The 26760-nt window shown below is 45.0% G+C and carries 21 protein-coding genes; 13 read left to right on the top strand and 8 right to left on the bottom strand.

Features of this window, described 5'->3' with window-relative positions:
* Nucleotides 1–7 precede the first annotated feature (7 nt).
* Both hutZ and ACFFUV_RS14525 read left to right on the top strand, forming a co-directional pair.
* Entirely contained in the window at nt 8–538 is a 531-nt protein-coding gene (gene hutZ, locus ACFFUV_RS14520) for a heme utilization protein HutZ (RefSeq protein WP_390194421.1), read from the top strand.
* 470 nt (nt 539–1008) lie between these two features.
* Nucleotides 1009–3318, top strand: coding sequence for a starch-binding protein (locus ACFFUV_RS14525; protein ID WP_390194199.1), 2310 nt, complete (start codon nt 1009–1011; stop codon nt 3316–3318).
* Between the two features lie 133 nt (nt 3319–3451).
* Here ACFFUV_RS14525 and malK read toward each other — a convergent pair whose 3' ends face one another.
* Entirely contained in the window at nt 3452–4576 is a 1125-nt protein-coding gene (gene malK, locus ACFFUV_RS14530; protein ID WP_390194202.1) for a maltose/maltodextrin ABC transporter ATP-binding protein MalK, read from the bottom strand.
* 659 nt (nt 4577–5235) lie between these two features.
* Between malK and malE the strand changes: the two genes are divergently transcribed.
* From malE to malG, 3 genes are all read left to right on the top strand, one after another.
* Nucleotides 5236–6417, top strand: a complete 1182-nt coding sequence (gene malE / locus ACFFUV_RS14535; RefSeq protein WP_390194205.1) for a maltose/maltodextrin ABC transporter substrate-binding protein MalE — start codon at nt 5236–5238, stop codon at nt 6415–6417.
* Nucleotides 6418–6485: 68 nt separating this feature from the next.
* Complete coding sequence (malF, locus tag ACFFUV_RS14540; protein WP_390194208.1) at nt 6486–8060, top strand: maltose ABC transporter permease MalF; 1575 nt, start codon at nt 6486–6488, stop codon at nt 8058–8060.
* Nucleotides 8061–8071: 11 nt separating this feature from the next.
* Nucleotides 8072–8962, top strand: coding sequence for a maltose ABC transporter permease MalG (gene malG, locus ACFFUV_RS14545; protein WP_390194211.1), 891 nt, complete (start codon nt 8072–8074; stop codon nt 8960–8962).
* A 345-nt stretch (nt 8963–9307) separates the two neighbouring features.
* On the opposite strand, the gene ACFFUV_RS14550 is transcribed toward malG, so the two are convergent.
* Nucleotides 9308–9565 (bottom strand): hypothetical protein, encoded by a 258-nt coding sequence (locus tag ACFFUV_RS14550; RefSeq protein WP_390194213.1) that lies wholly within the window; start codon nt 9563–9565, stop codon nt 9308–9310.
* 154 nt (nt 9566–9719) lie between these two features.
* Complete coding sequence (gene alr, locus ACFFUV_RS14555) at nt 9720–10853, bottom strand: alanine racemase (protein WP_390194215.1); 1134 nt, start codon at nt 10851–10853, stop codon at nt 9720–9722.
* 874 nt (nt 10854–11727) lie between these two features.
* Between alr and dgcN the strand changes: the two genes are divergently transcribed.
* The 3 genes from dgcN to ACFFUV_RS14570 are packed head-to-tail and all read left to right on the top strand — an operon-like array spanning nt 11728 to nt 14574.
* Nucleotides 11728–12732 carry an N-acetyltransferase DgcN gene (gene dgcN, locus ACFFUV_RS14560; RefSeq protein WP_390194217.1) on the top strand — a complete coding sequence of 335 codons (1005 nt, stop codon included), beginning with the start codon at nt 11728–11730 and terminating at the stop codon, nt 12730–12732.
* Nucleotides 12732–13706: an N-acetyl-D-Glu racemase DgcA gene (dgcA, locus tag ACFFUV_RS14565; protein ID WP_390194218.1), complete on the top strand. Its 975-nt coding sequence runs from the start codon at nt 12732–12734 to the stop codon at nt 13704–13706. The genes dgcN and dgcA overlap by 1 nt, the downstream gene beginning before the upstream one ends.
* A gap of 10 nt (nt 13707–13716) precedes the next feature.
* Complete coding sequence (locus ACFFUV_RS14570) at nt 13717–14574, top strand: D-amino-acid transaminase (RefSeq protein WP_390194219.1); 858 nt, start codon at nt 13717–13719, stop codon at nt 14572–14574.
* 114 nt (nt 14575–14688) lie between these two features.
* Here the strand turns inward: ACFFUV_RS14570 and ACFFUV_RS14575 are convergent, their stop codons facing one another.
* Entirely contained in the window at nt 14689–15186 is a 498-nt protein-coding gene (locus tag ACFFUV_RS14575) for an acyl-CoA thioesterase (RefSeq protein WP_390194221.1), read from the bottom strand.
* 512 nt (nt 15187–15698) lie between these two features.
* Here ACFFUV_RS14575 and ACFFUV_RS14580 point away from each other — a divergent pair.
* From ACFFUV_RS14580 to speB, 5 genes are all read left to right on the top strand, one after another.
* The gene (locus ACFFUV_RS14580; protein WP_390194223.1) at nt 15699–16934 is read left to right on the top strand and encodes a M20 family metallo-hydrolase; all 1236 of its coding nucleotides are present in this window, start codon (nt 15699–15701) and stop codon (nt 16932–16934) included.
* Nucleotides 16935–16943: 9 nt separating this feature from the next.
* A complete protein-coding gene (locus ACFFUV_RS14585) occupies nt 16944–18275 on the top strand; it encodes an NCS2 family permease (protein WP_390194224.1) in 1332 nt (443 codons plus the stop codon).
* Between the two features lie 8 nt (nt 18276–18283).
* Nucleotides 18284–20074, top strand: coding sequence for an adenine deaminase (gene ade, locus ACFFUV_RS14590; RefSeq protein WP_390194225.1), 1791 nt, complete (start codon nt 18284–18286; stop codon nt 20072–20074).
* 429 nt (nt 20075–20503) lie between these two features.
* Nucleotides 20504–22417, top strand: coding sequence for an arginine decarboxylase (speA, locus tag ACFFUV_RS14595; RefSeq protein WP_390194226.1), 1914 nt, complete (start codon nt 20504–20506; stop codon nt 22415–22417).
* Nucleotides 22418–23365, top strand: a complete 948-nt coding sequence (gene speB, locus ACFFUV_RS14600) for an agmatinase (protein WP_390194227.1) — start codon at nt 22418–22420, stop codon at nt 23363–23365.
* 59 nt (nt 23366–23424) lie between these two features.
* Here speB and ACFFUV_RS14605 read toward each other — a convergent pair whose 3' ends face one another.
* The 4 genes from ACFFUV_RS14605 to ACFFUV_RS14620 form a co-directional block, all read right to left on the bottom strand.
* A complete protein-coding gene (locus tag ACFFUV_RS14605) occupies nt 23425–24312 on the bottom strand; it encodes a hypothetical protein (RefSeq protein ID WP_390194228.1) in 888 nt (295 codons plus the stop codon).
* Between the two features lie 683 nt (nt 24313–24995).
* Nucleotides 24996–25214 carry a hypothetical protein gene (locus tag ACFFUV_RS14610; RefSeq protein WP_390194229.1) on the bottom strand — a complete coding sequence of 73 codons (219 nt, stop codon included), beginning with the start codon at nt 25212–25214 and terminating at the stop codon, nt 24996–24998.
* Nucleotides 25215–25278: 64 nt separating this feature from the next.
* Nucleotides 25279–26313, bottom strand: a complete 1035-nt coding sequence (locus ACFFUV_RS14615; RefSeq protein WP_390194230.1) for a porin — start codon at nt 26311–26313, stop codon at nt 25279–25281.
* Nucleotides 26310–26744, bottom strand: coding sequence for a type 2 periplasmic-binding domain-containing protein (locus ACFFUV_RS14620; RefSeq protein ID WP_390194231.1), 435 nt, complete (start codon nt 26742–26744; stop codon nt 26310–26312). The genes ACFFUV_RS14615 and ACFFUV_RS14620 overlap by 4 nt, the downstream gene beginning before the upstream one ends.
* Nucleotides 26745–26760 lie beyond the last annotated feature (16 nt).

The following is a 26760-nucleotide window of genomic DNA, read 5'->3' on the forward strand; positions in this document are numbered from 1 at the left end:
CACGATGATGGATCAGCAGATGAAACAGCAGCGTCTACAAGGACGCTTAGGGCCAGAAATTGAAGAGTTTCGCCAGAGTTGCATGACGCTTCAACTTGCCACCGTTGATCAGGACGGTAAACCGAATGTCAGTTATGCCCCGTTTGTGCAAAACTCAATGGGTTATTTTGTGTTGATATCGGAAATCGCTCGCCATGCGCGAAATTTACAGTTGAATCCGCATGTATCGCTGATGATGATTGAAGATGAGAAGGCCGCGAAACAACTGTTTGCACGCAAACGACTTACGTTTGATGCGCAAGCTGAAATCGTAGAACGTAACTCAGAGCTGTGGCAAGAGGTGATAGGGCAGCTACAGCAACGTTTTGGTGAAATCATTGATGGTCTGAGTCAATTGCAAGATTTCATTCTATTTAAATTCACTCCCCAACATGGATTATTTGTGAAGGGGTTTGGTCAGGCGTATCAGGTATCGGGCGAAGATTTGGTTGATTTTGTGCACCTTGAGCAAGGGCATAAACGGATTGAGACCCCGTAATCAAGTCCAAAAATACCGACGAGAAAGAGAGCATAACGCTCTCTTTTTTATTTTTCCAAAATTCTAAACTCATCATTTGGTATGACAAAATCTCGATCACGATAATTAAAACAGTCAGCGCTGTTTTATTGTGATACTTGTCTCCATTTGTAGCTGATATTATTAATACGTTTGAATATAAATAATCTAAGTTATTTTATTTTAAAGAAAAGTTAAATATAGAGAATTGCGTATTATTTATTGAGGTTTTATTGACCACATCTTTCACTGAGTGTGATTTAAATTATAGATAAAAGCGTATTCATCACTACATTAAATGATTATTATCACACGCTGACATATTCATAGTTTGTATATTAATTGGCTTGTTTGATTATTTTATTGGGGAGTTATTTCTGCCTTATAAACTCTCTTAAACCTTCTCGATAATAATAGCCTAATTTAGCTAGTTCATAGTTAAAGGAATGAATATGAAAATCAAGACACACGCTGTCACCTCGGCGTTGATATTGAGTGGAATGCTCAGTAGTGCGCCGTTGTTTGCAGATGAAGTACCTAGAACGGCATTTGTCCATTTATTTGAATGGAGCTGGCCTGATGTCGCCAGCGAATGCGAAACTTTCCTCGGGCCGAAAGGGTTTGCCGCAGTGCAAGTCTCCCCGCCTCAGTCCAGTGTAGATAACTCAGCGTGGTGGGCGAGATATCAGCCTATGAGTTACGCCTTTGAAGGGCGCAGCGGTACACGTGCACAGTTTCAGGATATGGTACAGCGTTGTAAAACTGCTGGGGTTGATATCTATGTCGATGCCGTGATTAACCATATGGCTGCGGCAAACCGTTATTTCCCAGATGTCCCTTACAGCAGCGATGACTTTCACACCTGTACAAGCGATATTGACTATTCCAATCGCTGGCAAGTTCAAAACTGTGATTTGGTTGGGCTGAATGATTTAAAAACCGAATCTGAATATGTACGCCAGAAAATTGCTGACTATATGAATGACGCGCTGAGTATGGGCGTTGCTGGCTTTCGTATTGACGCTGCAAAGCATATCCCAGCACAAGATATTGCGGCAATAAAAAGTAAGTTAAACGGCAGCCCTTACCTCTTTCAAGAAGTGATTGGCGCGTACGGAGAGCCGGTTCAAACCAGCGAATATACTTATATTGGGGATGTCACCGAGTTTAATTTTGCGCGCACGCTTGGGCCTATTTTCAAAAACGGGGGGATCAATCAGCTGCAGAATATCGGCTCGGGTGATGGTTGGTTGGCGAGCAGTGAGGCCGTCACGTTTGTGACCAATCACGATGAAGAACGCCATAACCCCGAGCAAACCCTTAGCTACAAAGACGCTGGTAATCTCTACTTCTTAGGGAATGTATTTACGCTCGCTTATCCTTATGGTTACCCCAAAGTGATGTCAGGTTATTACTTTAATGATTTTGACGCTGGACCTCCTTCAACTGGCATTCACAGCGGAAACGCTTGTGGTTTTGATGGTGGTGATTGGGTTTGTGAACACCGTTGGCGTGGTGTCGCGAATATGGTGGCGTTTCGTAACTACACCGCCGACCAATGGCAAGTGACCGACTGGTGGGATAACGGCTATAACCAAATCGCATTTGGGCGCGGCGGGTTAGGTTTTGTCGCGATTAACCGCGACGATAACAATACGTTATCGCAAACGCTGCAAACCGGTATGCCAGAAGGGGAATATTGCGATGTGATTGCGGGTGACTTTGACACGCAAACAGGCGAGTGTAGCGGGCCGACGATTTCGGTCAATAGCGCAGGCTTAGCGTCCTTTAATATCGCCATTCAGGATGCCGCCGCGATTCACGTAGGAGCGAAAGTGGGCGATGCATGCACGACGGATTGCCAGGGTGGGGGGGAACTCCAACCTGCGACCCCAGTGACATCAACGGCGATTTGCTATGACAATAGCCAAGGATTTAGCTCGCCGACGATGTATTACTGGAATGCCTTGCCTGCAGGTGCCGTCGAAGACGCAAATTGGCCTGGGGTTGTGATGAGCGAAAATGGGGATTTTTATTGTCACGATGTGGGCAGTCAAGCGACCAGTATCAATCTCATTTTCTCGGATGCAGGTAGCGCGCAAGGTGCTGATCTGACGACCTCAACAGGGAGTTGCTTGCTTAATGGGCAATGGCAGTCACTGGAAAGTTGTGGCTTTAGCGTTGATTCACAAGGCGGTGGTGACAATGGTGGAGATAGTTTGACCAAGGTGTGCTACGACAATAGTGCGGGCTTTAGCTCTCCGACTTTGTATTATTGGGGCGTAGAAGCGGCAACCACGGTAGCAAACGCCACTTGGCCAGGTGTGGTGATGAGTGAAGACAACGGGATTTACTGCCATGATTTCGGCACTCCTTTAACCTCATTGAATGTGATTTTAAGCGATCAAGGGAGTAATCAAACGGCCGATGCCGCCATTACAAATCCAAACCTTTGCTTGCTCGGAGGAAGCTGGGTAGATAGTGCTCAGTGTGCTTCAGGTACCACCCAAGGTGAGGAAGTTTGGTACTACCGCGGTACATCGAATTCGTGGGGGCTAACACAGCTTGAGTATGACGCACAAAGCGGCTTGTATACCACAACGCAAACCTTCAGTGGTGAGGAGAGCCCTGCAAGATTCAAAATCGATGATGGTCAGTGGACTGAATCTTATCCAAGCACGGATTATCAGGTTGGTGATAATGCAACTTACCAAATAAACTTTAATGCTGCGTCGAAAGCGATTTCGGTCACTGCTCAGTAAGTTCATTTAGCATCTAAAAAGCCACCGTTAGGTGGCTTTTTTTATTAATATATCAATGTGAGGTTGCTGAATCATCAACAAAAAAAGGCCACGTAAACGTGGCCTAAACGGATTGAAACTAAAGAGTAAAGGGTTATTCTTCTAAAAATTCAACGCCTTTTTCGCGGAATAATCGTTTACAACCACGACCATCACTATGGAACAGATGGCAACGATGGGCAGGAATACCAATGGCAATTTTATCACCCACTTCAACATCAAGCGTGTCAGGCTGACGGTAAATAACGTCCGCATCTGCGGCTTCCAGGTTCATGTAAACCTGAGTTTCATTACCCAATTTCTCGACAATCATTACGTCACCTTCAATGGTGGCATCAGCGTCTTCAGGTTTCAGTAAATGCTCAGGACGGACGCCAAGTGACATACGGGCACCACGCTCGACGGTTGTGCCCTCGACTGGAATCCAGAATGAAGTGCCGTTTGAAAGTTGGACTTTAACCTGCTTTTCCTCGACTTCATCAATGAATACGCTCATGAAGTTCATCTTTGGTGAGCCGATAAAGCCGGCAACAAAACGATTTTCTGGATAGTGGTAAAGTTCAAGAGGTTTACCCACTTGAGAAACAAAACCGGCATCGAGAACCACGATTTTATCAGCCATGGTCATGGCTTCGACTTGATCGTGAGTCACGTAAATCATGGTGCAGCCAAGCTTGCGTTGTAGCTTAGTGATTTCTGAACGCATCTGCACACGCAGTGCGGCATCCAAGTTTGACAATGGTTCGTCAAGCAAAAACACGTTTGGTTGTGATACCAGTGTACGGCCAATCGCCACACGTTGACGTTGACCACCAGACAGAGCTTTAGGTTGACGATCAAGAAGATGACTGAGCTGAAGAATTTCAGCTGCATGGTCAACACGTTGATCGATCTCTTGTTTATTGGCTTTTGCCAATTTAAGGCCGAAAGACATGTTGTCGTAAAGGTTAAGATGTGGATAAAGCGCGTATGATTGGAACACCATGCCCACGCCACGTTTGGACGGTTCGATATCGTTCATGCGCTCTTGGCCAATATACAGATCACCAGACGTGATGTCTTCTAATCCAGCAATACAGCGAAGAAGGGTTGACTTACCACAGCCTGATGGGCCAACGAAGACGACAAATTCGCCCTCTTTAATCTCTAAATCGACGTTTTTCGAGATCAATACGTCGCCATAAGCTTTACATACATTTTTTAACGTGACACTCGCCATCTAGCTTGTCCTCGATCGAAATTTTATTTTACCACTCAGCATTATATGAATTATGTGATGAGCAGTAACAGTAGGAATTTGGTGTGATGTCTATAATGGCAAGAAAAATTAGGGTGATGGACGATTCTTAAGACACATCACATCACCCTCAATATCAAAACTTGGTCTGCTTCCCCCGCGAACGTAGAGTGTCTCCCCCGAAACAGAAATTCACTACCCCGAACACTCTACACTCAACAGCAAAACCAGTGTGATATTGCAAACCAGTAAACCTACAAAGATTGAACACTGGAAAAGCTTCTTACCATCCACTATTGGATAGCTGTAGTGTCGCTATTTCCTGTTTGAGGCACATCCTCCCGGTTGATTTTTTTCTGGGGGTAGTAGGAGGGGATGAGGGGAAAGGGGGAGGAGAAAGCATACTAAGATCCACTTCAAATTATTTCATTGACCGTTTATGAGAATGATCACAATAAACCGATTTTTTGTGATATCGGTCGCCATTCAGTATCGATGGTGATCACGAAAATACGCCATAATACAGAGGGCGTAGGGGTTGGGAGGATGAGTCGAACTCCTTTTTTTCTGATTATATATGGCGAAATACGGCGAAACCTCAGGTAAAGCCCTACAACACAAATATAAAAAAGGATATGAACATGAAAAATGCCCTAAGCTCTGTAGCGCTCGGTACTCTTGTTGCTCTTGGTTCATTTGGTGCACATGCTGCGATCGAAGAAGGTCAGCTCACCATCTGGATTAACGGCGACAAAGGCTATAATGGCCTAGCGGAAGTCGGTAAGAAGTTTGAAGAAGACACAGGCATCAAAGTTACTGTGGCTCACCCAGACGCGCTTCAAGACAAATTCCCACAAACCGCTGCAACAGGTGACGGTCCTGACATTGTGTTTTGGGCGCATGACCGCTTTGGTGGTTACGCTGAATCGGGTCTCCTAGCCGAAATCAAACCTTCAAAATCTGTCAAAGAAGGTATCGTTGATTTTGCTTGGGATGCGGTGAAATACGATGGTAAGTACATCGGCTACCCAATTGCGGTAGAGTCGCTTTCTCTTATCTACAACAAAGATTTGGTCCCAACCCCACCGAAAAATTGGGAAGATGTGGCAGCGCTAGACGCGAAGCTTAAAAAAGAAGGCAAGTCTGCCATCATGTGGAACCTAAAAGAACCGTATTTCACATGGCCATTAATGGCGGCTGATGGTGGCTACGCGTTCAAATTTGGTGCTGAAGGCTATGACGTTAAAGATGCAGGTCTTGATAAAGAAGGCGTAAAAGACGCCATGAACTTTGTTAAAGGGCTCGTCGATAAAGGGGTAATCTCTGCCGATATGGACTACTCCGTGTCTGAGTCAGCGTTTAACCAAGGTAAAGCGGCAATGACCATTAATGGTCCTTGGGCTTGGGGTAACATTGAGAAGTCGGGCATCAATTATGGTGTGACGACATTACCTAAATTTAATGGTCAATCGTCTAAACCTTTTGTTGGCGTACTCACTGCCGGTATCAGCACCGCTTCACCAAACAAAGACTTAGCGGTTGAGTTTATCGAAAACTACTTGCTCACCAACGACGGTCTACGTGACATTAACAACGATAAGCCGCTAGGTGCTGTTGCTCTTAACTCTTTCCAACGTGAATTGGATTCAGATAAGCGCATTGCAGCGACGATGGACAACGCGATGAACGGTGAAATCATGCCGAACATTCCTCAAATGAACGCATTCTGGGGCGCAGCGAAAAATGCGATCATTAACATTGTTGATGGCCGCCAATCTGTTGATGCTGCTCTTGAAGATGCAGAAAAACAAGTTACTAAGTAAGTCTTTTCTTTTTGAAGGAGGGGGTAACTCCTCCTTATTTTCCTCGTTTATCGCTAGCAGGTTGTAATATGCAGTCAGTCCAAGGTATTGATGTTATGACATCTTCTAAAAAAAGCTTACCGTCTAGCCAAAAAGTGTTTATTAAATGGGCGCTGCTTGGGACAGTCGGAATTATTAATGGCTATGCCACTATTCTAATGTATTCTCGAGGTGAGCTTGCTTTCGCGTTATTAACGCTTATTTTAACTGCATTAGCTTTGTATATTTTTGGTAGCAAGAAAACATACGCTCATCGTTATATTTACCCTGGTATTGCCGGAATGATTTTATTCATTCTTTTCCCATTGGCATATACCATTGGACTGGCCTTTACGAACTACAGTGCCAAAAACCAACTTTCGTTTGATCGAGCACAGTCGGTACTGCTCGATCGCACTTTTCAAAGTGGTGACAGCTACCCATTTACTCTGCTTGATACAGAACAGGGGCAAGTCATCACCATTCAACAAGGCGAACAATTGCTTGCTACTCAAGCTTTTGATTTGGCCTCGGTTGGCGAGCAAGAGATGGCATTAACACCGGTTGAAGGTGTGAGTGGTGACAAAGCCGCCATTAAAGCCATTATCGCAAATCGTGACAAACTGAACTTACTGGAGCTGCAATTACCCGGTGGTGATGAGATTCGCATGAGCGGGTTACGTAAGTTTGCTGCGGTGAAGCCGCTTTATGCCCTTCAAGATGACGGCGAGACGCTGATCAATAATGAAACCGGTGAAACGCTGCGTCCGAATATGGATGTCGGGTATTACCAACCGGTGGACGACACCGGTGCGTTTGTCGGCAACACTGTGTCTCCAGGGTTTGTGGTGACCATCGGTTCTCATAACTTTGAGCGCGTATGGAAAGATGATGGCATCAAAGAGCCATTCATCAGCATCTTTATTTGGACCATTATTTTCTCTGCGGGCACGGTTATATTTACTGCCATCATCGGCATGGTATTAGCGAGTATTGTCCAATGGGAAGCGCTGCGCGGGCGTGCGATCTATCGAGTGCTGCTGATTTTACCTTATGCGGTGCCTGCTTTTATCTCGATCCTTATCTTTAAGGGTTTGTTTAACCAAAGCTTTGGTGAGATAAATATGGTGCTGGAGTCAATATTCGGAATCAGTCCGTCATGGTTTTCTGACCCATTCTTAGCTAAAACCATGGTGCTCATAGTTAATACCTGGCTAGGCTTTCCATACATGATGATTCTGTGCATGGGCCTATTAAAAGCGATTCCCGATGATCTTTATGAAGCCTCAGCAATTGATGGTGCTAATTTCTTCCAAAACTTTAAACGCATCACGATACCTTTGATGATCAAACCACTAACACCGTTAATGATTGCAAGTTTCGCGTTTAACTTTAATAACTTCGTGTTAATTCAATTATTGACCTCTGGTGGGCCAAACATGATTGGTACCTCTGAACCTGCGGGTTACACCGACTTGTTAGTCAGCTACACCTACCGTATCGCGTTTGAAGGGTCGGGTGGTCAAGACTTCGGTCTCGCCAGTGCAATCGCAACGCTTATCTTCCTATTGGTTGGCGCACTTGCATTAATTAACTTACGTTTCACTAAAGTCGCGCAGGATTAAGGAGTCGAACAATGGCAATGGTTCAAGGTAAATCACTCAAATACCGAGTTTGGGCAACGCATGCGGCTTTATGGGCTTTCCTTGCGCTGATCATCTTTCCACTGTTGATGGTAATCGCTATCTCGTTTCGCGAAGGTAACTTCGCGACCGGGAGCTTGATTCCTGATAACCCATCATTAGAACACTGGAAATTGGCACTTGGTTTCTCTGTGACAAATGCGGATGGCACTGTCACACCACCGCCTTTCCCAGTCTTAACTTGGCTTTGGAACTCAATCAAAGTCGCGGGTATTTCATCTATTTTGATTGTCGCGCTTTCTACCACCTCAGCGTATGCTTTTGCGCGCATGCGCTTTAAAGGTAAAAACACCATTTTGAAAGCGATGATGATTTTTCAAATGTTCCCAGCGGTGTTGGCGTTAGTTGCGCTGTATGCTCTCTTTGACAAGTTAGGTCAGTACATTCCGTTCCTTGGGTTAAATACTCACGGGGGGCTTATTTTCTCCTATCTTGGCGGGATAGCACTGCATGTTTGGACAATAAAAGGGTATTTTGAAACCATCGACAATTCTTTGGAAGAAGCGGCAGCGCTGGACGGCGCGACCCCTTGGCAAGCATTCCGATTAGTTCTTCTGCCTCTGTCTGTGCCTATTCTTGCGGTGGTATTTATCCTGTCGTTTATCGCGGTAGTGGGTGAAGTTCCGGTAGCATCTTTACTGCTTTCTGATGTAAACTCATACACACTAGCGGTTGGTATGCAGCAGTATCTCTACCCTCAAAACTACTTATGGGGTGACTTTGCGGCGGCAGCTGTGCTTTCTGCATTACCAATTACGGTCGTTTTCTTACTTGCCCAGCGTTGGTTAGTCGGTGGATTAACTTCTGGTGGTGTTAAAGGTTAATAAAAACGATAAAGGCGACCGCGAGGTCGCCTAACGTGTATTTCTGCTTAGCGCTTTTGGTTTGGCCGCCGATCAGTTAAGCAGTGTGCAGACTGGCGTTACGCATAGCTGGCTGTTAGCTTTATTCCTTACTAGATGTTCACTAACAGTTATTGTAACCATGACCCGAGCTTTGCCTCGGGTTTTTTTATATCTGCGATTTGATTCCTACTATAACTCCCTGTTAAATAATAAAAATCTTGGATTGTATTGGTTGCGAGGTACTCAAAGACTTTGCGTGTATCGCTAGCTCTCCTTGCACAGAAATGCGGACGACAAGGAAAATTAATCTATTTGCTCTGTGGATTAGTAAGTGAGCTCTTTATTTGACGGGGCACAGCCTAAATATTGAAGCAGAACGAAGACACTTTCTTGTTTTAATGCAACGCGCCGAAAAAGATTAGCAAAGGTATCATCACCACCAAAGCAGGTTTGAATATAGTGATTGATCTCTGAAGGTTCATAACCTTCGACATACAGTGTACGTATCCAGTGGTATTCAACGGATTTTAAATCGGAAAGGGTATGTTCACTTAGGGTTATATCATGAATGGACAAGGCCATGGATTTCATCTCTTACATAGAATAGAGAGCACTATTCGTTATTTGCAATTATTAAAGCAGATGAAAATGAAGGTTATATGACAGCCCTTTCAAAGGGTTAACGTTCAGACGGCGGTGCGATTTGGCACACGCCGCAACTTGTCGAAATAGCGTTTTACTCGTTGAGGTCAGTTTGATGGGGAAGAGGATTTATATGATCGACAGGATTAGTATGATCGAGATAACGTTTGTGAACACGTTTGGTGAGTTTTATCACCAGCTCATAAGGAATAGTACCCACGTGTTTTGCTACCCGTTCAATGGCGATATTTTCTCCCCAAAACTCAACGCTATCGCCCACTTTATCTTGCGCACTGGGGCCTAAATCTACAGTGATCATGTCCATGGATACACGCCCCGCGATGGGCACTTCTCGTCCATTGATCGACACCGGCGTTCCTTCTGGTGCATTGCGTGGATAGCCATCCCCATAGCCCATTGCGATCACTCCGATGTAGGTATCTTTTGGAGCTGTCCAAGTTTCCCCATACCCAACGGGTTGTTTGGCTTTATGATGGCGCACCGCGATCAGGCGAGATTTCAATGTCATTGCAGGGCGTAAGTGATGCTGGCGCCCCGTTTCATTTTCATTCGGGCTGATTCCGTAAAGTGCTATACCCGCTCGAGTAAAATCAAAATGCGACGTTGACCAAAATAATATACCCGCTGAGTTAGCTAACGTTTTCGGCCCGGGGAAGGATGACGTTTGAGAGAGGAACAGATCAATTTGCTTTTGAGTCGAAGACGCATTGAGATCATCCGCACAACTGAAATGGCTCATGAAACCAACAGGGCCTGCGAGTTTTCCTGTTGCGGTGATTTGCTCTACGTAATCACTAAGCTCATAGGGTTGAACACCTAAGCGGTGCATTCCTGTATCGAGTTTTAACCAAACAGAGAGGGGCGCGGAGAGCGAGGCGTTTTGAAGATCGGTCAACTGTTCTTGGCAATGAATCGCTGTTTGAAGATGGTGATGCGCGGCTATTTCAAGATCTTTCTGGCAAAAACAGCCTTCAAGAAGAAGAATCGGCTGTTCGATACCCGCATGTCTAAGCTCGATGGCCTCTTCAATTCGAGAAACCGCAAACATGTCGGCTTGTTTCAAAGCTTTGGCCGTTTTGAGCGCATTGTGACCGTAGGCATCCCCTTTGATCACCGCAATAACGCCTTTTCCGCCGGCTTTATGTTTTAACAAATCGTAGTTATCGCGCAGTGCGCTGAGGTTGATAACCGCTTCGGCAGTAATCATAGAATCGTCCTTAATTCTGTTAAGTTGCTATGGTTTGACTTACTCACCTTTCGATGTGGTGAGTGACCATTTTTTGCTGTCCGTGCTTATTCGGCTACCTTTAAAGGTAAATATGCTTCTCTTTTTTAAAGCAATATATAGACCATTTCAAGCTTGAGTCCTTTTGTAGATGTTTACTTGGTATTGGTACTCATCAATAGTTATCACCACTATTGAAATGGATTGACGATTTGGACGTCATTTGATTTGTTGTTTTGAATTTATATTTCGTATTTAAGTGAATTTTTAGAGTTTTATATACTTCGTCAGGCGTGTATTTTTTCAGTAATTTTTACCAAACAGTCAAACTTTTCCACTTAAAACCGATTCATTAATCCAAGTTAATGGGATAAAAGCCCCAAAATAAAGCAAGTTTGCTCAGTATCGGTGCACAAAAGACGCATGTCGCCGTACAGAGCACGATTGAAATGTAAACTCTTCTCATATAGCACGAGCTAGATCACAAAATATGATTATCTATTTTACTTCATTTAAATGGCATAAGGTTCTTGTCATTTTTTGTGGTTATATTTTAGATTTTTCGCTCAAAGAAAGCGCTTATAAAACAATCATCCGAATTCACTCGTTCTTACATTCCTCTTTATCTATATATAAAACAAATTAAAGCATTTAATAAAAATAAATAGTTATGAATAAACATGCTAATTTATATGGATTTATGCATTCATATGCAATTTATTCGGTTTTTATAATGTAAATTTGAATATTTCCTCACTAAATTAAGAGTTGTTGTCACGGATTTTGCTCTGTAATTTAGTTCGAACGTTGATATTTATAGCTGGCACGATGTCGCCTTTTTATGGAGTAAAACAAGATGGAACTGAAACAGCCTTATTTGTTATTTTTGGGTGATGCTGCTGATGCATTGGCCGCGAAAGTTGCGCAAGGGATTAAAACTTGGCGTCCGGAGTACTGTGTAGGTCAACTGCGGCTTGATGGCTGTAATGCTGATGTTGGTCTTGAGGACATGAACATAGCGCAAGCGGCGGAAGCGGGAGCGAAAACATTAGTGATTGGTGTGGCAAACCGTGGCGGTGTCATTTCTCAAGAATGGGTGTCTGTGTTAATTGAAGCGCTTGAGGCTGGGATGGATATCGCAGCAGGCTTACACAATAAGCTTGTCGACATTCCTGAACTGGTCGCGTGCGCAGAAAAAAATGGTCGCAGCTTATTTGACGTTCGCTACCCAACTCAAACCTATCCCGTTGCGAATGGGAAAAAACGGGCAGGGAAACGTGTATTGACAGTGGGTACTGATTGCTCGGTTGGCAAGATGTACACCTCTTTAGCGATTGAAAAAGAGATGAAAGTGCGGGGCGTCGATGCGGATTTTCGCGCAACAGGGCAAACCGGTATTTTGATCACTGGGGCTGGTGTCAGTGCAGACTGCGTGGTGTCAGATTTTGTCTCAGGTGCGATTGAAACCATTTCTCCTGAAAATGCGCCTGAGCATTGGGATGTTATCGAAGGGCAAGGTTCGCTATTTCATGCCTCTTTTGCAGGCGTGACCACCGGCCTTATTCATGGCTCTCAAGCCGATGCTCTGGTGCTGTGCCATGAACCGACTCGCACCCACATGCGTGGCTTACCAGATTACCCCTTACCTGAGCTGAAAGAGTGCATGGCCGCGAACATCGCGACAGGAAAACTCACCAATCCCAACGTTCAGTTTGTTGGCGTGTCGATTAATACTTCAGGGCTTTCTGAAAGTGAAGCGCTCGATTATATGGATAAAGTGGAGTCAGAGATTGGACTTCCTGTGGTTGACCCATTCCGTCAAGGCGTTTCACGAATTGTCGACAAATTGCTGGAGCTGTAATGAAGGTTACCGTCAATACCCAGAGTTGGCCGATTCGTGGCAGCTTTACTATTTCTCGAGGGAGTAAAACTCACGCGGAAACCATCGTGGTGGAGATTGAACACCAAGGCATGATCGGTCGTGGAGAATGTGTTCCCTACGGCCGCTACGGTGAATCGATCGATAGTGTTAAGGCTGAGATTGAAAGTGTTATCGCTCAAGTTGAATCAGGAATTAACCGCGAGCAGTTGCAACCACTGCTCCCTTCCGGCGCGGCTCGCAACGCATTGGATTGTGCTTTGTGGGATCTTGAGTGTAAGCAGGGGAGTGCATCGATTTGGGATAAGCTTAATATCAGCGCAGAGCCTTTGATTACGGCTTATACTTTGTCGCTTGATACCCCTGATAATATGGAAAAAACGGCGATCGACAATGCACATCGTCCTCTGCTGAAGCTCAAGTTAGGTGGTCCGGGCGATCTTAAGCGCGTTCAGGCAGTGCGTCGTGGTGCGCCAAACGCGACCATCATTTTGGATGCTAATGAAGCGTGGACAAAAGAGGTTTATCTGCAGCTTGTTCCTGAGTTAATCAAATTGAATGTTGCGATGATCGAGCAACCTTTTCACGCCGATGAGCACCATGTATTAGATGAGCTTGAAAGGCCGATTCCTATTTGCGCCGATGAGTCATGCCATGACCGCCAGAGCCTTGATCAAGTCATTGGTCGATATGACATGATTAATATCAAGCTCGATAAAACCGGCGGATTGACTGAAGCCTTGGCGCTCAAAGCGCAAGCTGAGCAAGCAGGGTTGAGAATCATGGTCGGTTGTATGGTGTCCTCATCGTTAAGTATGGCGCCTGCTTTTGTGGTGGCGCAAGGAGCCGAAGTCGTGGACCTCGATGGGCCATTACTTTTGAGCAAAGATATCGAACACGGCTTTGAATTTGATAATAATTCGATGCTGCCTTTCCACAGTCAATTGTGGGGATAAGGGGAAAATAATGGAACGTATTGTCTATCTCAATGGAGAGTATCTGGCTGAAAGTGAAGCAAAGATTTCAGTGTTTGATCGAGGTTTCCTATTTGCGGACGCTGTGTATGAAGTGACGGCTGTATTGGATGGTAAACTGATTGACCACCAAGGTCATTTGGCTCGTCTGGAGCGCTCTTCAAAAGAGCTTGATATTAAGATGCCAGTATCCGGTGATGAGTTGATGGATATTCAGCGTCAACTGATTGAGAAAAATGGTTTACAGGAAGGCGGTATCTACTTGCAGTTAACGCGTGGTGATGAAGGTGACCGTGATTTCTCATACAGTGATGATATTGAACCGACCTTAGTCTTGTTTACTCAAGCGCGTAGTTTAATTGAGAGCCCAAAAACGCAGACCGGTATCAAGGTGATTTCTTTTGACGATATCCGCTGGCGACGCCGCGATATCAAAACCACCAGTTTACTGCCTGCCTGCATGGCGAAACATGCCGCGCACGCTGCTGGCGCTGAAGACGTATGGCTTATTGAAGAAGGGTTTGTCACCGAAGGCGGTTCAAGTAATGCGTACATTGTCACTCATGACAATGTTCTGGTTACGCGCCCATTGAGTAACGATATTCTGCATGGTATCACTCGCGCGTCACTGATGACGTTAGCGCAAGAAATGAACCTAACTGTTGAAGAGCGCTTATTCACGATTGATGAAGCCTATCAAGCCAAAGAAGCGTTTATTAGTTCGGCAACCACGTTTGTGTGGTCTGTGGTCGCGATTGACGATAAGCCGATTGCTGATGGCAAGCCGGGTGACATCGCTCTTAAACTGCGAGACATTTACATTAAAACCGCCCGTGAATTGGCCGTTTAATTGTTAGCTAAGCCGTAAAAAACACCCGCCTCGTGCGGGTGTTTTTCTATCATCCTTCGGTTCTTAAGTACTCTCGGTTTTTAGGTACACTCGGTTTTCAAGTACTCTGGGTTTTCAAGTATTATCGGTTTTTAGGTACTTAACGTGAGCTTCCATTTCTTCACCAATCTCTTGGCGCATTTCCATCAACCGAACGGCCGAATTACGCAAAGCAATATCTTCTTCGGTTTCTGGCACCCACTCGGGAACGGCGGTGGGTTTGCCGTTTTCATCAACCGCAACCATGATCACGATGCAGTGCGTGGTTAAGCGGTTTTGGGGCTCTTTCGGATCGCTGGCCTGAACATCGATCGCGATATGCATTGAGCTTGTTCCGGTATACACGACTTTTGCATTCACTTCGACCAAGTTACCGACCAAGATGGGAGAGACGAAGCGAATTCCACCTGCGTAAGCGGTAATGCAGTACTTTCCACTCCACGAGGCGGAGCAGGCATACGCTGCCAAATCTATCCACTTCATCACCGCGCCACCATGGACTTTACCGCCAAAATTCACATCCGTCGGCTCGGCTAAAAAACGTAACGTAAGTTCCCTTTGACCACGACTCATCGGCCTTTCTCCTCGGTATGTAGACAGATACGGTATCATTATTGATTGTTAAAAAAGTGTATCACGCTTTGTCATCAAATATAGGCAAATTAATGCTCAAACAATACCTCAACCTTGCTCAAGTTCACGATTAAATGAGTAGTAGCACGATATCAACGCTAGACGAATGTGATGGAGATCGCTAGAATCGGGAACCGGTTACAACTTTAGGTTAGTGAGCATAATAAACGATTTGCTTATGTCAGTGGGTTGTAACTTAACGGATGACGCCTTTTGTAAAATCATCACTGTACTGTAAGGATAGCAATGTACATGACTTCGTATTTCTTTCTCCCAAGTCAAGTGTCGAATCACACGGCACAGACGGCTTCGTTTTCACATCGAGCTGTGTTTTGTCGTTAAGATGTTGCCCTTTACCATCGCCGCAGTCAGGAACGCAGCGCGTTTATTCACCCTTGTTTTTTCTTTAGAAAAAAAGCAAACGTTTACTTATTACTTTTTCAGGTTTACTTATGGATGCTAATGGCTTTTCTATCGGCAAATTTATTGACGATATGGCGCAATTTTCTACAACAACCGAGGGGGTCACTCGCTTTCCATGCACTGCCGAATCGTTAAAAGCGAGAGCGTACCTTTTGTCGGTGATGACCGAACTTGGATTAAATGCTTACATCGACAATGTGGGCAACGTTCGTGGTCGAAGACTAGGGCGTGTCGAGGCAGAAAAAGCGCTCGTGTTTGGCTCGCATTATGATTCGGTGCGTCAAGCAGGCAAATATGATGGGTTAGCCGGCATCGCGTGCAGCCTTAAAATGATTGATGATTTGAATCGTCAGAATATTGTAACCCGATTCCCGATTGAAGTGATTGCTCTGGAAGCCGAGGAGGGGTGTGACTTCAAAAGCCCATTTATTGGCAGTAAAGCGGTGACAGGTCACTTTGAGTTGAACGATCTTCAGCAGTTAAAAAATATCGCGGGTGTCGATTATGTCAGTGCTTGCGAACAAAATGGATTGCAGCCTCGTCATCTCGAGCACCAGCAATACACGGCAAATAACACTCGAGCCTTTATTGAACTTCACATTGAACAAGCCGCAAGGCTGGATGAATTAGGCGTCGCCCTTGGTATTGTTAGTGCAATCAGCGCATTAAAAAGAATTCGCCTGTCTTTTTTTGGTCAGGCAAATCATGCGGGTGCAACGCCGATGTCCCAACGCGCTGACGCGATGGTCGCGGCGGCAGGGTTTATTTATCAAATCCCTCAACTGTTATCTGACCATATCACTGACAGCGCCACCATTACGGCCGGTCATATCACCTGTTTACCGAATCGAGCCAATATCATTCCTGCGGTCGCTCATCTAGAAATTGATGTTCGAGATGTGTCCGATGCGGCATTAGATCAATTGCATCAGTCGATTGTTACGTGTTGTGAAACGGTAGCTGAGCAGCAAGGTTTGAGATTTGAAACCGAGCTTCTTGGCGAAGGACCTGCTGTTAGCATGGATGAGAGTATCCAACAGCATTTGTGGAAGGCCAGTGAAGACATTGATACTCATGCGGTTCCAATACACAGTGGTGCCGGGCACGATGCGGGTATTTTCGCGCGAGTTTGCCCTGTTGGAATGGTGTTTGTGCCAAGCGTTAAGGGATTTAGCCACAACCCAGAAGAATACACAGCCATTGAGCACCTTGAAATGGGCGCTCGGTTGCTGACTCAATATATCATTAATACTCAAGAACAATAGGACGTTGTGATGTTCACTCAAGTGGAAGATAAAAAGGCCACATTAACCGATAAGCTCGATGGCCGTTTTCAATTTACTCAAAAAGGATCCTCACTCAAGACCGAGTTGATGGCTGGTGTCACCACTTTTATGGCAATGGCTTATATCCTGATTGTCCATCCATCGTTTATGCGCGTGGCGGGAATGGATGTGGCCGCAGTGACGGTGGCCGTCGCGTTGTTTTCTGCACTCGGCTGCTTTGCCATGGGCTATTTTACTAACTTGCCGTTTGCGATTGCGCCAGCGATGGGTGGCAACGCGTTTTTCGCGTTTACACTGGTTGCGCAAGGTGTTGTTAATTGGCAGACGGCAATGGGGATGGTGTTCATCTCTGGGATCGCATTTATCATATTGACGTTTCTTGGTTTGCGAGAGTTAGTTGTCCGTATGATGCCAACCAACATCAAAATTGCGATTGGCGCGGCAGTTGGGTTGTTTATTGCTCAGCTCGGCTTTAAAAGCGGCGGCTTGATGATGATTGGTGATGGTTCTATTTCGCTTGGCAGCATGAGTGACAATACCGCGTTACTAACCATGCTTGGATTGGCGTTATCGTTTGGTTTCGCTGCCCGCAAATTTAATAGCGGCTTGTTATTATCGATTGCCATTGTAACGATTGTCGGTATTCCGCTTGGAATGACCAAACTGCCAGAACAACTGGTTTCTATCCCACCAACGCTCGCGCCAATTACTTTTCAATTGGATATCTTAGACGCACTGCAGTTTGGCTATATTTCTTTTATCTTCACATTTTTTGTCGGCGATTTTTTCTCTACGCTAGGGACGTTACTCGGTGTCTCTGAAAAGGCAGGCTTCCTCGATAAAGAGGGCAATCTGCCTAATATTCATCGTCCGTTTTGGGTTGATTCATTGGCGACCACTATCGGTTCATTGTTTGGCTTAACCACGCTCACCACGTACATTGAGTCGGCGGCGGGGGTTGAAGCCGGAGGACGGACAGGTTTAACCGCTATCGCGACGGGGTTGTGCTTCTTGCTGTGTATTTTCCTCACGCCGCTGATCGTAATTATTCCTGCGTTTGCTACCGCACCTGTATTGATTTTACTGGGTCTTTCCATGTTAACTTGCGTTAAACGTTTGGATTTTGACGATGTGACTGAGTTTTTACCCGCATTTGCGACCATCGTATTTTGCGCTTACACCTCAAGTATTTCGAACGGTATTAGTATGGGTATCCTTTCTTATATTGCGGTGAAACTACTTGCTGGGCGTTATCGTGATATTCACCCGGGCTTGTATGTACTGGCACTACCACTGATTTATTTCTTTGCGATGAAGTAAGGAGAAGCATGAGACTAAATCCTAATGACATGTCTGCGTTAGTCGCCGCTTCGATGGGGCGAAAACCTGTAGACACGCTTATTACCAATGTGCAGATCGTTAACCTGTTTAGCGGCGAAATTCACTCCGGCCAAGTGGGTTTATACGATGGCTTTATTGCCTACGTGGATATGGATCCAGACAATCTATCGCGAGAATCCATTGAACGAAACGCGCTTGAAGTCATTGATGGTGAAGGACGCTATTTGATTCCTGGGTTGATTGATGCGCACTTGCACATTGAAAGTACCATGATGACGCCTAAAAACTTTGCCAAAGCAGTACTTCCATGGGGCACGACAACGGTAGTGACAGACCCACATGAAATTGGCAACGTTATGGGGGCCAATGGTGTAAAATACATGGCGCAAAATAGTGCGGACATGCCTATTCGTAACTTGGTATTAGCGCCGTCTTGTGTTCCCGCTTTGCCAGGGATGGAGTCTGCAGGCGCCTCGTTCTCTGAGCAAGATGTCATGTCGCTTTACCATGACGAAAACATATTTGGTATTGGCGAAGTGATGGACTTTCTTGGTGTGCTGGATCAAGACGAGCGTATGTCGCCTATCCTCAAGCAGTCTACCGGACAATCCGCTTATATTCAGGGGCATGCGCCTAATATGTCTGGGCAAAAGCTTAACGCTTACTTGTGTACTGGACCGAGTAATGATCACGAATGCCGTTCAGGCCAAGAGGCGAAAGACAAGCTCCGCCTTGGTATGTATGTCTACGCGCGAGAAAGTTCTATGTCACGCAACGTTAAAGACATCGTCGAGGCGGTTAAGGATTTCAAGTTCCACGATTATCTATGTTTGTGTAGTGATGATAAAGAGGCCGCGGACATTTTAGAGCATGGGCATATGAACCATGTGGTTAAAGTGGCGATTGAAGCGGGGCTGGATCCGATTACTGCAATTCGTTGTGCTACGTTACATACCGCAAAAGATTTGGGTATTAGCAACTTAGGTGCGATTGCTCCTGGGTATGTTGCCGATTTATTGTTGGTCGATGACTTAAATGACCCTCGCCCTGAGCGTGTCTTTAGTCAGGGACAGTTGGTTGCCAAAAATGGCAATTATATTGGGCCCTTTACTGATGAAAAACACGCCATCGAAGAGGTGGATACCACCGCGGATATTCCGGATTTTACCCCAGAGATGTTGACGATTACGCCAAACATCGAGCATGGGCATGTGATGGTGAACGTCATCCATTATTTGCGCCCCAATGCCTCGCTCACTGAATGGCGTCAGGTGTCGATTCCAGTAAAAAATGGAAGATTGGTGCTACCAGAAGGCCACCAGTTTGTCATGGTGCAAAATCGCTACGGGAAGACGGAGCAGCGAACGGTTGCCGTGGTGAGTGGGTCTGGTCTTGAGCAAGGGGCGATCGCCGCCACCGTCTCTCACGACAGTCATAATCTGACGGTAATGTTTGATACCCCTGAGAATGCGATCGCCGCCATTGAGCAAGTGAAACGCATGCAAGGTGGAATTGCTTGCGCCAACGATGGGAAGGTCGTCGACGGCTTAGCGCTTCCGGTCGCTGGATTAATGTCGACACTCGATTGTCACGCGTTAGCCAACGAGGGTGAGAGAATGAAGCAGTCGGTGCTGTCACTCGGATTTCGAGAGGCGGTCAATCCACTATTACGTATCGCAACGATTGCCTTGCCGGTGGTACCGAAAGCTAAGCTTTCAGACAAAGGCTTAATTGACGTTGAGAGAAAGGCGTTTGTTCCTCTTTTTGTCAGCGAATAAACACCATTGACACTAATAAAAAGCCGAAGGCGCTTATGGCCCCTTCGGCTTTTTGCTTGTTTGTTACCCACCATCGCTGTTTCTTCTTTCCTCTCTTTTTACCGTTCAACGCTTGCTGGAACGTGTCATCCTCGCCTTTATTCATCGGCTTTATTTTTGACCGAACGCTGTTGGTTGGTGATAAATGGTTGATGTCGAGACGACAAATTTAATTCATTAGACTCCCAGGGCGTTTTGTCGGTTAATGCGCCTAATTTCGAGGCTATAGAACCGCGTTTTTTATAGCTTAGAACTCACTCAAACGGTTGAAGTCGTGGCCGTTTATTTAACAAAACGGCGACGCATAATTATCCTGATGACGATGATCAGGCGGCATTCTTACAGGTCTTTTGCTATACCCTATACAAAGACACTACCTCGGACAAATACGTGGAAAATCAATCTAAACTCGACAACGTACGCGCAGATTATAATGTTCATTACTGGAGCCAAGGCTTTTACGGTATTAATGACAATGGGGAAATGTATGTCTCACCCAGAAGTGATAGAGAACACCCGACGTCGCTGCCTCATATTGTCAAACAGATCGAAGCGCAAGGGTTGAATTTACCCGTTTTGGTCCGTTTTCCACAAATACTGCATCAGCGTGTTCATAATATTTGTGATGCGTTTAACCAAGCGATCGAAGAATACCAATATCCAAATAAATACCTGTTGGTCTACCCGATCAAAGTCAATCAGCAGCGCGAAGTCGTGGATGAAATTCTTGCTAGCCAAGCCCAGCTTGAGACTAAACAACTGGGGTTGGAGGCGGGCAGTAAACCCGAGTTGCTAGCTGTGCTGGCGATGGCGCAAAAGGCCAGTTCAGTGATTGTATGTAACGGTTATAAAGACCGAGAGTACATGCGGTTAGCGTTGATTGGTGAAAAGCTTGGCCACAATGTGTTTGTGGTACTCGAAAAAATGTCTGAGCTCGACATCGTTTTGAAAGAAGCCAAAAGTTTAGGTGTGAAGCCTCGGCTTGGTATTCGTATTCGTCTTGCGTCACAAGGTGCAGGTAAGTGGCAATCCAGTGGTGGTGAAAAGTCGAAATTCGGTTTATCTGCTTCACAAGTTCTTGATGTAATGAAGCGTTTACGTGAAGAAGATTTATTAGATTCACTGCAGTTGGTTCATTTTCACTTAGGGTCGCAAATGGCCAACATTCGTGATGTTCGCAATGGCGTGAATGAATCGGCGCGTTTCTATTGTGAACTTCGTGATATGGGGGCGCACATTGCCTATTTCGACATTGGTGGTGGTTTAGCGGTTGATTACGACGGCACGCGCAGTCAATCGCCGAACTCGATGAATTACGGACTGATTGAATATGCGCGTAATATCGTCACTACAGTGGGTGATGTTTGCCAGCAATATGGGCAAGAGATGCCCACGATCATTTCAGAGTCTGGACGTTCACTAACAGCGCATCACGCGGTATTGATCACTAATGTGATTGGTACAGAAACTTACTATCCCGAGTTGGTGAGTGAACCGACTGAATGGCAAGAAAGCTACTTATTGCAGAATATGTGGGCGAGTTGGGAAGCACTGCAAAACGGCAGTGATGCTCGAGCGCTGATAGAAATTTATAACGATACGCAAAGTGATCTCGCTGAAGTGCACTCGCATTTTTCAACTGGCATGATGAACTTAGAGCAGCGCGCATGGGCAGAACAACTTTCGCTACGTATTTACCATGAACTCGCGCGGCAAATGAACACCAAAAACCGCTTTCATCGTCCGATCATGGATGAATTGAGCGAGCGTTTAGCCGATAAGTTCTTTATTAATTTCTCCTTGTTCCAATCTCTACCGGATGCTTGGGGCATTGACCAAGTTTTTCCTGTGATGCCATTGTCGGGACTAGAAAGGTTGGAAGAACGGCGTGCGGTTATGCTCGATATCACTTGTGATTCTGATGGCGTTGTCGAGCAATATGTGGAAGGGCAGGGGATTGAGAAAACCTTACCGGTACCGGCATGGACAAAAGATGAAGAGTACTGGATGGGCTTTTTCCTTGTGGGCGCTTATCAAGAAATTCTGGGTGATATGCATAATCTGTTTGGTGACACGCACAGTGTGGTTGTCAATATCAATGATCAAGGTGAGTCTGAACTGGCCTTGATTAATGAGGGGGATACGGTCGAAGACATGATGCGCTATGTACATATTGATGTGGATAATATTCGTGAGCACTACCGCGAGTTGGTGGCGCTGCGCGTTGAAGAGAGTGAGCGAGAAAATATTCTTGCTGAGCTTGAGCAGGGCCTGACAGGCTACACGTATTTAGAGGACTTCTAAATGAATGATTTGTTCACAAAAACTGATTATTCTCTCTATTCCAATGCGATGACCTTCTTACGTCAGCCGTATTTACGCGATCCGCGAGACAGTGATGCAGACTTGGTGATTTTAGGGGTGCCCCTTGATATGGCAACATCCGGGCGTTCTGGAGCCAGAATGGGCCCAGATGCCATTCGAAAAGCATCGGTTAATTTGGCTTGGGAAGGTAAGAAATTTCCTTGGGAGTTTAATTTGCTCTCTCGTGCCAAGTTGATAGATGCAGGGGATCTGGTATTTGATTGTGGTGATGCTGAAGATTTTACTTATCGCTTGGAAGCGGCAACCAGTGAGATTTTAAAGTCAGGTAAAACGCTACTCGCTTTGGGCGGAGATCATTTTATCACGCTGCCCATTTTGCGTGCTTATGCCAAACACCATGGTGAAATGGCGTTGGTCCACTTTGATGCCCACACCGATACTTATCCAAATGGAAGCGCATACGATCATGGTACGATGTTTTATCATGCGCCGAATGAGGGGTTAATCTCGCCTCGGCACTCGGTACAGATTGGTATTCGAACCGAATATGCCGCGCATCGCCATGAATTTAATGTCATCAATGCGATGCAAGCGAATGATACACCCGTTGATGAAATTATTGCTGAAATTAAGAGGATTACAGCTGGAAAACCCGTGTACGTGACCTTTGATATTGACTGCCTTGATCCAAGTTATGCTCCCGGCACCGGGACCCCGGTATGTGGTGGGCTAAGTTCTGACAAAGTACTCAAAATTATTCGCGGTATGGCAGGAATGGACATTGTCGGAATGGATGTCGTTGAGGTATCACCACCTTACGATCAAAGTGAAGTAACAGCCTTGGCGGGGGCGACTATCGCGCTGGAATTGATGTACGCTTGGGCCTATGACCGAGAATCATTAAAGCAAGATTTAGACGATGAATAGCGCTTATTGAGCGTAGATGAATAAAAAGGGGAGTCATTGAGGCTCCCCTTGTTTGAATTCTAAGATAATAGGTCGTCGTGTTGAATCAGCAAGGTATATTCACCGTCATCGACCGTCACCAAATCGAAAGTGTCAACATCGAAGCCATGTTGTTCTAAATATGTACTGTGCTCTGCATCAACTGCTTGCGTTGTATAATTAAGCGCGCTGGAAAAGTCGACATCAATATTGGTGATGATTAAGCCAACATCATTGTCTGAATTATTGTCGAGTATATCCTTAGTGATCGATAGTGTTGAGTTGAAGCCCGTTCCTTTTACCATTTCAAATCCACTGAATGTTACGTTGTTACTGCCATTGGTGATTAAAACATCAAACCCGTCACCGCCTTCTGCGATACGTTCTTGATAACTTTTATAGGAAGACGATAACGTCGAAATATCAAGCTGATCGTCTCCGGTGCCTAAATTAATATCAAAGCGAGTGTATTGAGAACCTTGTACATTTGCCAAAGTGACTGAGTCATTGCCTTCACCAGTATCAATAGTAAATTTATTACTCCAACCGCTACTGTTACTGTATACACCAATAAAAATGGAATCATCGGAATCAACACCTGAGGTGTCAATGTTTCCCCGTTTTGTATTTAATAATTCGATATGAGAAAAACCGAGGTCAGATTGATTGTGAATATCTAAATCAATAATATTATCGATAGTAATAGCTTCATAATTTCCATCGACTTTTGCTTCTTTATAGTTCTTATTATTCCACGTGTCAGATTGGATTTGGACACTATCAAAAGAGATACCTGAAAAGGTTTCATAAGGGTAAACGGTGATACCATCGTCATTAAAATATCCGCTGATAAGTGCACCGTTGTCGGCGGTTAAATTCTCAGAAGAACCTGTACCATCATGGTTGGATGTACCAATAATAACACTCATTGTGAATTCCTTTTATTGTCGATTCGCTAAGCGTATACAACATCGCTTGAACGAGTTGGACTCTATTTTTTATAAACAAAGGCTTGATCAGCGCTATAGCGACGACACATTCTCAAAGTGATCAGCTGATAAGCGAGGGATAAGCTTATACAAGTCTGCTACATATTTGTTATGTGAATGTCTGAATTGGTCATTTTTTGGTACTGCATTTGATTTTAATTTATAAGTTTAATGCAATGAGTAAAATAGAGACAAAAGAATAATAAATGCTGAAAGGTAAAAACTAGAAATTAGTTTATTTATCAGTAGAGTGTTAATTCAAAAATGACACATATTTCATTTATTAACTCGCCAATGTTATCTCTGTTGGAGAAAGAATTCGTTTGCTCATAATGAAGTTAGTTGATGAGTTTGTTGATATATCGGAATAATGGAATTTTTATTATCAACAAACTAGAACAAAAAAATGTAATGGAAGATTTTTTTCTGAAGTAGTTCTTATGTCAGGATAAAGTTAGCTCATGGGATCTCAATAGCAGTTTTACTTATAATTTACGTGTGAGTTTGGACCCGCCAGCGCCTATTATTGCTGAGAGCAGTGAAGATTAACCAAAAAAATACCGACAAGAGTTGCAGGTCCTCTTGCCGGTATAGACGTGAAACGTGTTTTTTGTCTTAATTGTTTATCGCTGCATAGACGCTTGTTGTTGATCCGTAACATCTTGGTATTCTCCCTCTATAACGTCATGCTCTGAACGTCGTGTATTTTTAAACTTAGAGGCGAGTACGGCACGCCCAGTTAGAAGAGCAATCACACCCAGCGGAACGATAAATAGCAAACCGACGATAAAGGTCACGATAGTGACCATCAGGGTAACGATGGAAATCAAAATTTGTTTCATGGCTTTCCTCCTATTTATGGACAGCGTAACAAACCGCTATGAACATAAGATGAACCGCAAAAGGTCAAAATGTGAGAGATAAACCAAGCGACAGCACATTGACGTCGGTATCAAAGGGGGCCGATGGATCTTGTGGCATCGTAAATTGCCCACTGATGAGTTCTGGACGTCCTTCAATTCGTTGCCATTCTGCATACAGGCTGATGTTATAGGCAACGGCATAGTTAATCCCCAATGTATAGCTCTCAGTATCTCGGCGACGACGACTTTGCCCGTAGACAACATACGGAGTAAATGCTTGCCAATTATAATCCGCGCTGGCGTACCAGTTTGAATGCAAATTTTCGGTTAGTAGCAGTTCTGATTGAAGGTGCCAATTATTGTAGGTGTAGCTAAAGCCAGTTGAAAAAATGTTGAACGACAAATCACGCCGTAATGAATTGGCGAACGTTTGTTCAACATCAACATGCACAATTGCCGCATGTACTTGATTGTCTTCAATATACCAGTTACCAGCCAGCCCGAAACCATCGGTTAATCGAATATGAAAGCGTTGACCAAATTGGTCGATTTTTTCTTCGACAGGACGAGAGTAATAAGGTGAGAGCACAAATTGGCCGAAGCGCTGGGTCTCGTATGACCAATCGATCCCAATCCCTTCATAATGCGTTACTCCAAGCGAGCTATCATAAACTTCATTGGGTAAATGCAACCAAGGGTAAGCACCACTCACGTAGTAGTACTCGGACATAATAAACAGCGGAGTGCGTAAGCGCCCGAGCTTAAATTTAAAGTTATTGGTGAGATACTCGACAAACGCTCGCTCGAGCTTTGGATCTGAAAAATGGTCTTGGGGCCGCTTAATGACTTGCACCGCAGAGCGCAGCCCTGGCGATATTTGCCATTCAAATTGAATACCTAATGTGGTATCGCAGTCAAAACACCATTCATCAACTAAATCGCGATTTTGACCCACAGGCGTGGTGCTGTCGCTTCGCGCCGTGGTCGCAGATCCAAAGCCGCTAATTCGCAGATCTTCGGCTACGTTGGCAAAGACCACATTCGGAAATAAGCTGATGGCAATCAGGTACTTGATCATAACTCGCCTTTCTCGTTTAAGGTGTAAAGGATGTTCACATCACTAGGCGTTAGTGATTTTGGGAAATAGGCTACGCCGTTGGGGTTCTCGCTTAGCCATTGAAGTACTTGTTGTAGATCATCGTCGTGCAGTTCATAAGGTGCGGCGGTCTTACCTGAAAAACTTTGCCGGGCCCAAATAACGTTCATTTGATTCGGGGTTTTATTGAGAAGTTCGGAGTAAAAAGCTTGGCGCGTAGGAGAGTGATCGGGCAAGTCCACCAGTTTGACGGGAATACCATTTAGGTGAGAGATTCGGCCTCGATAGAGCATTTTTACTTGATTACTGCGCAGTGGTTCAATGTGGTTATTTTTGGTAATAACCACAAAGTGTTCTGCAAAAGCGATGTGGCAAATAAAGAGAAAGCCAAATGCTAGACAGATGCGTACCAAGCTGTCCCCTTACTAA

This window comes from Vibrio olivae, from assembly GCF_042428525.1.
Taxonomy (GTDB): domain Bacteria; phylum Pseudomonadota; class Gammaproteobacteria; order Enterobacterales; family Vibrionaceae; genus Vibrio; species Vibrio olivae.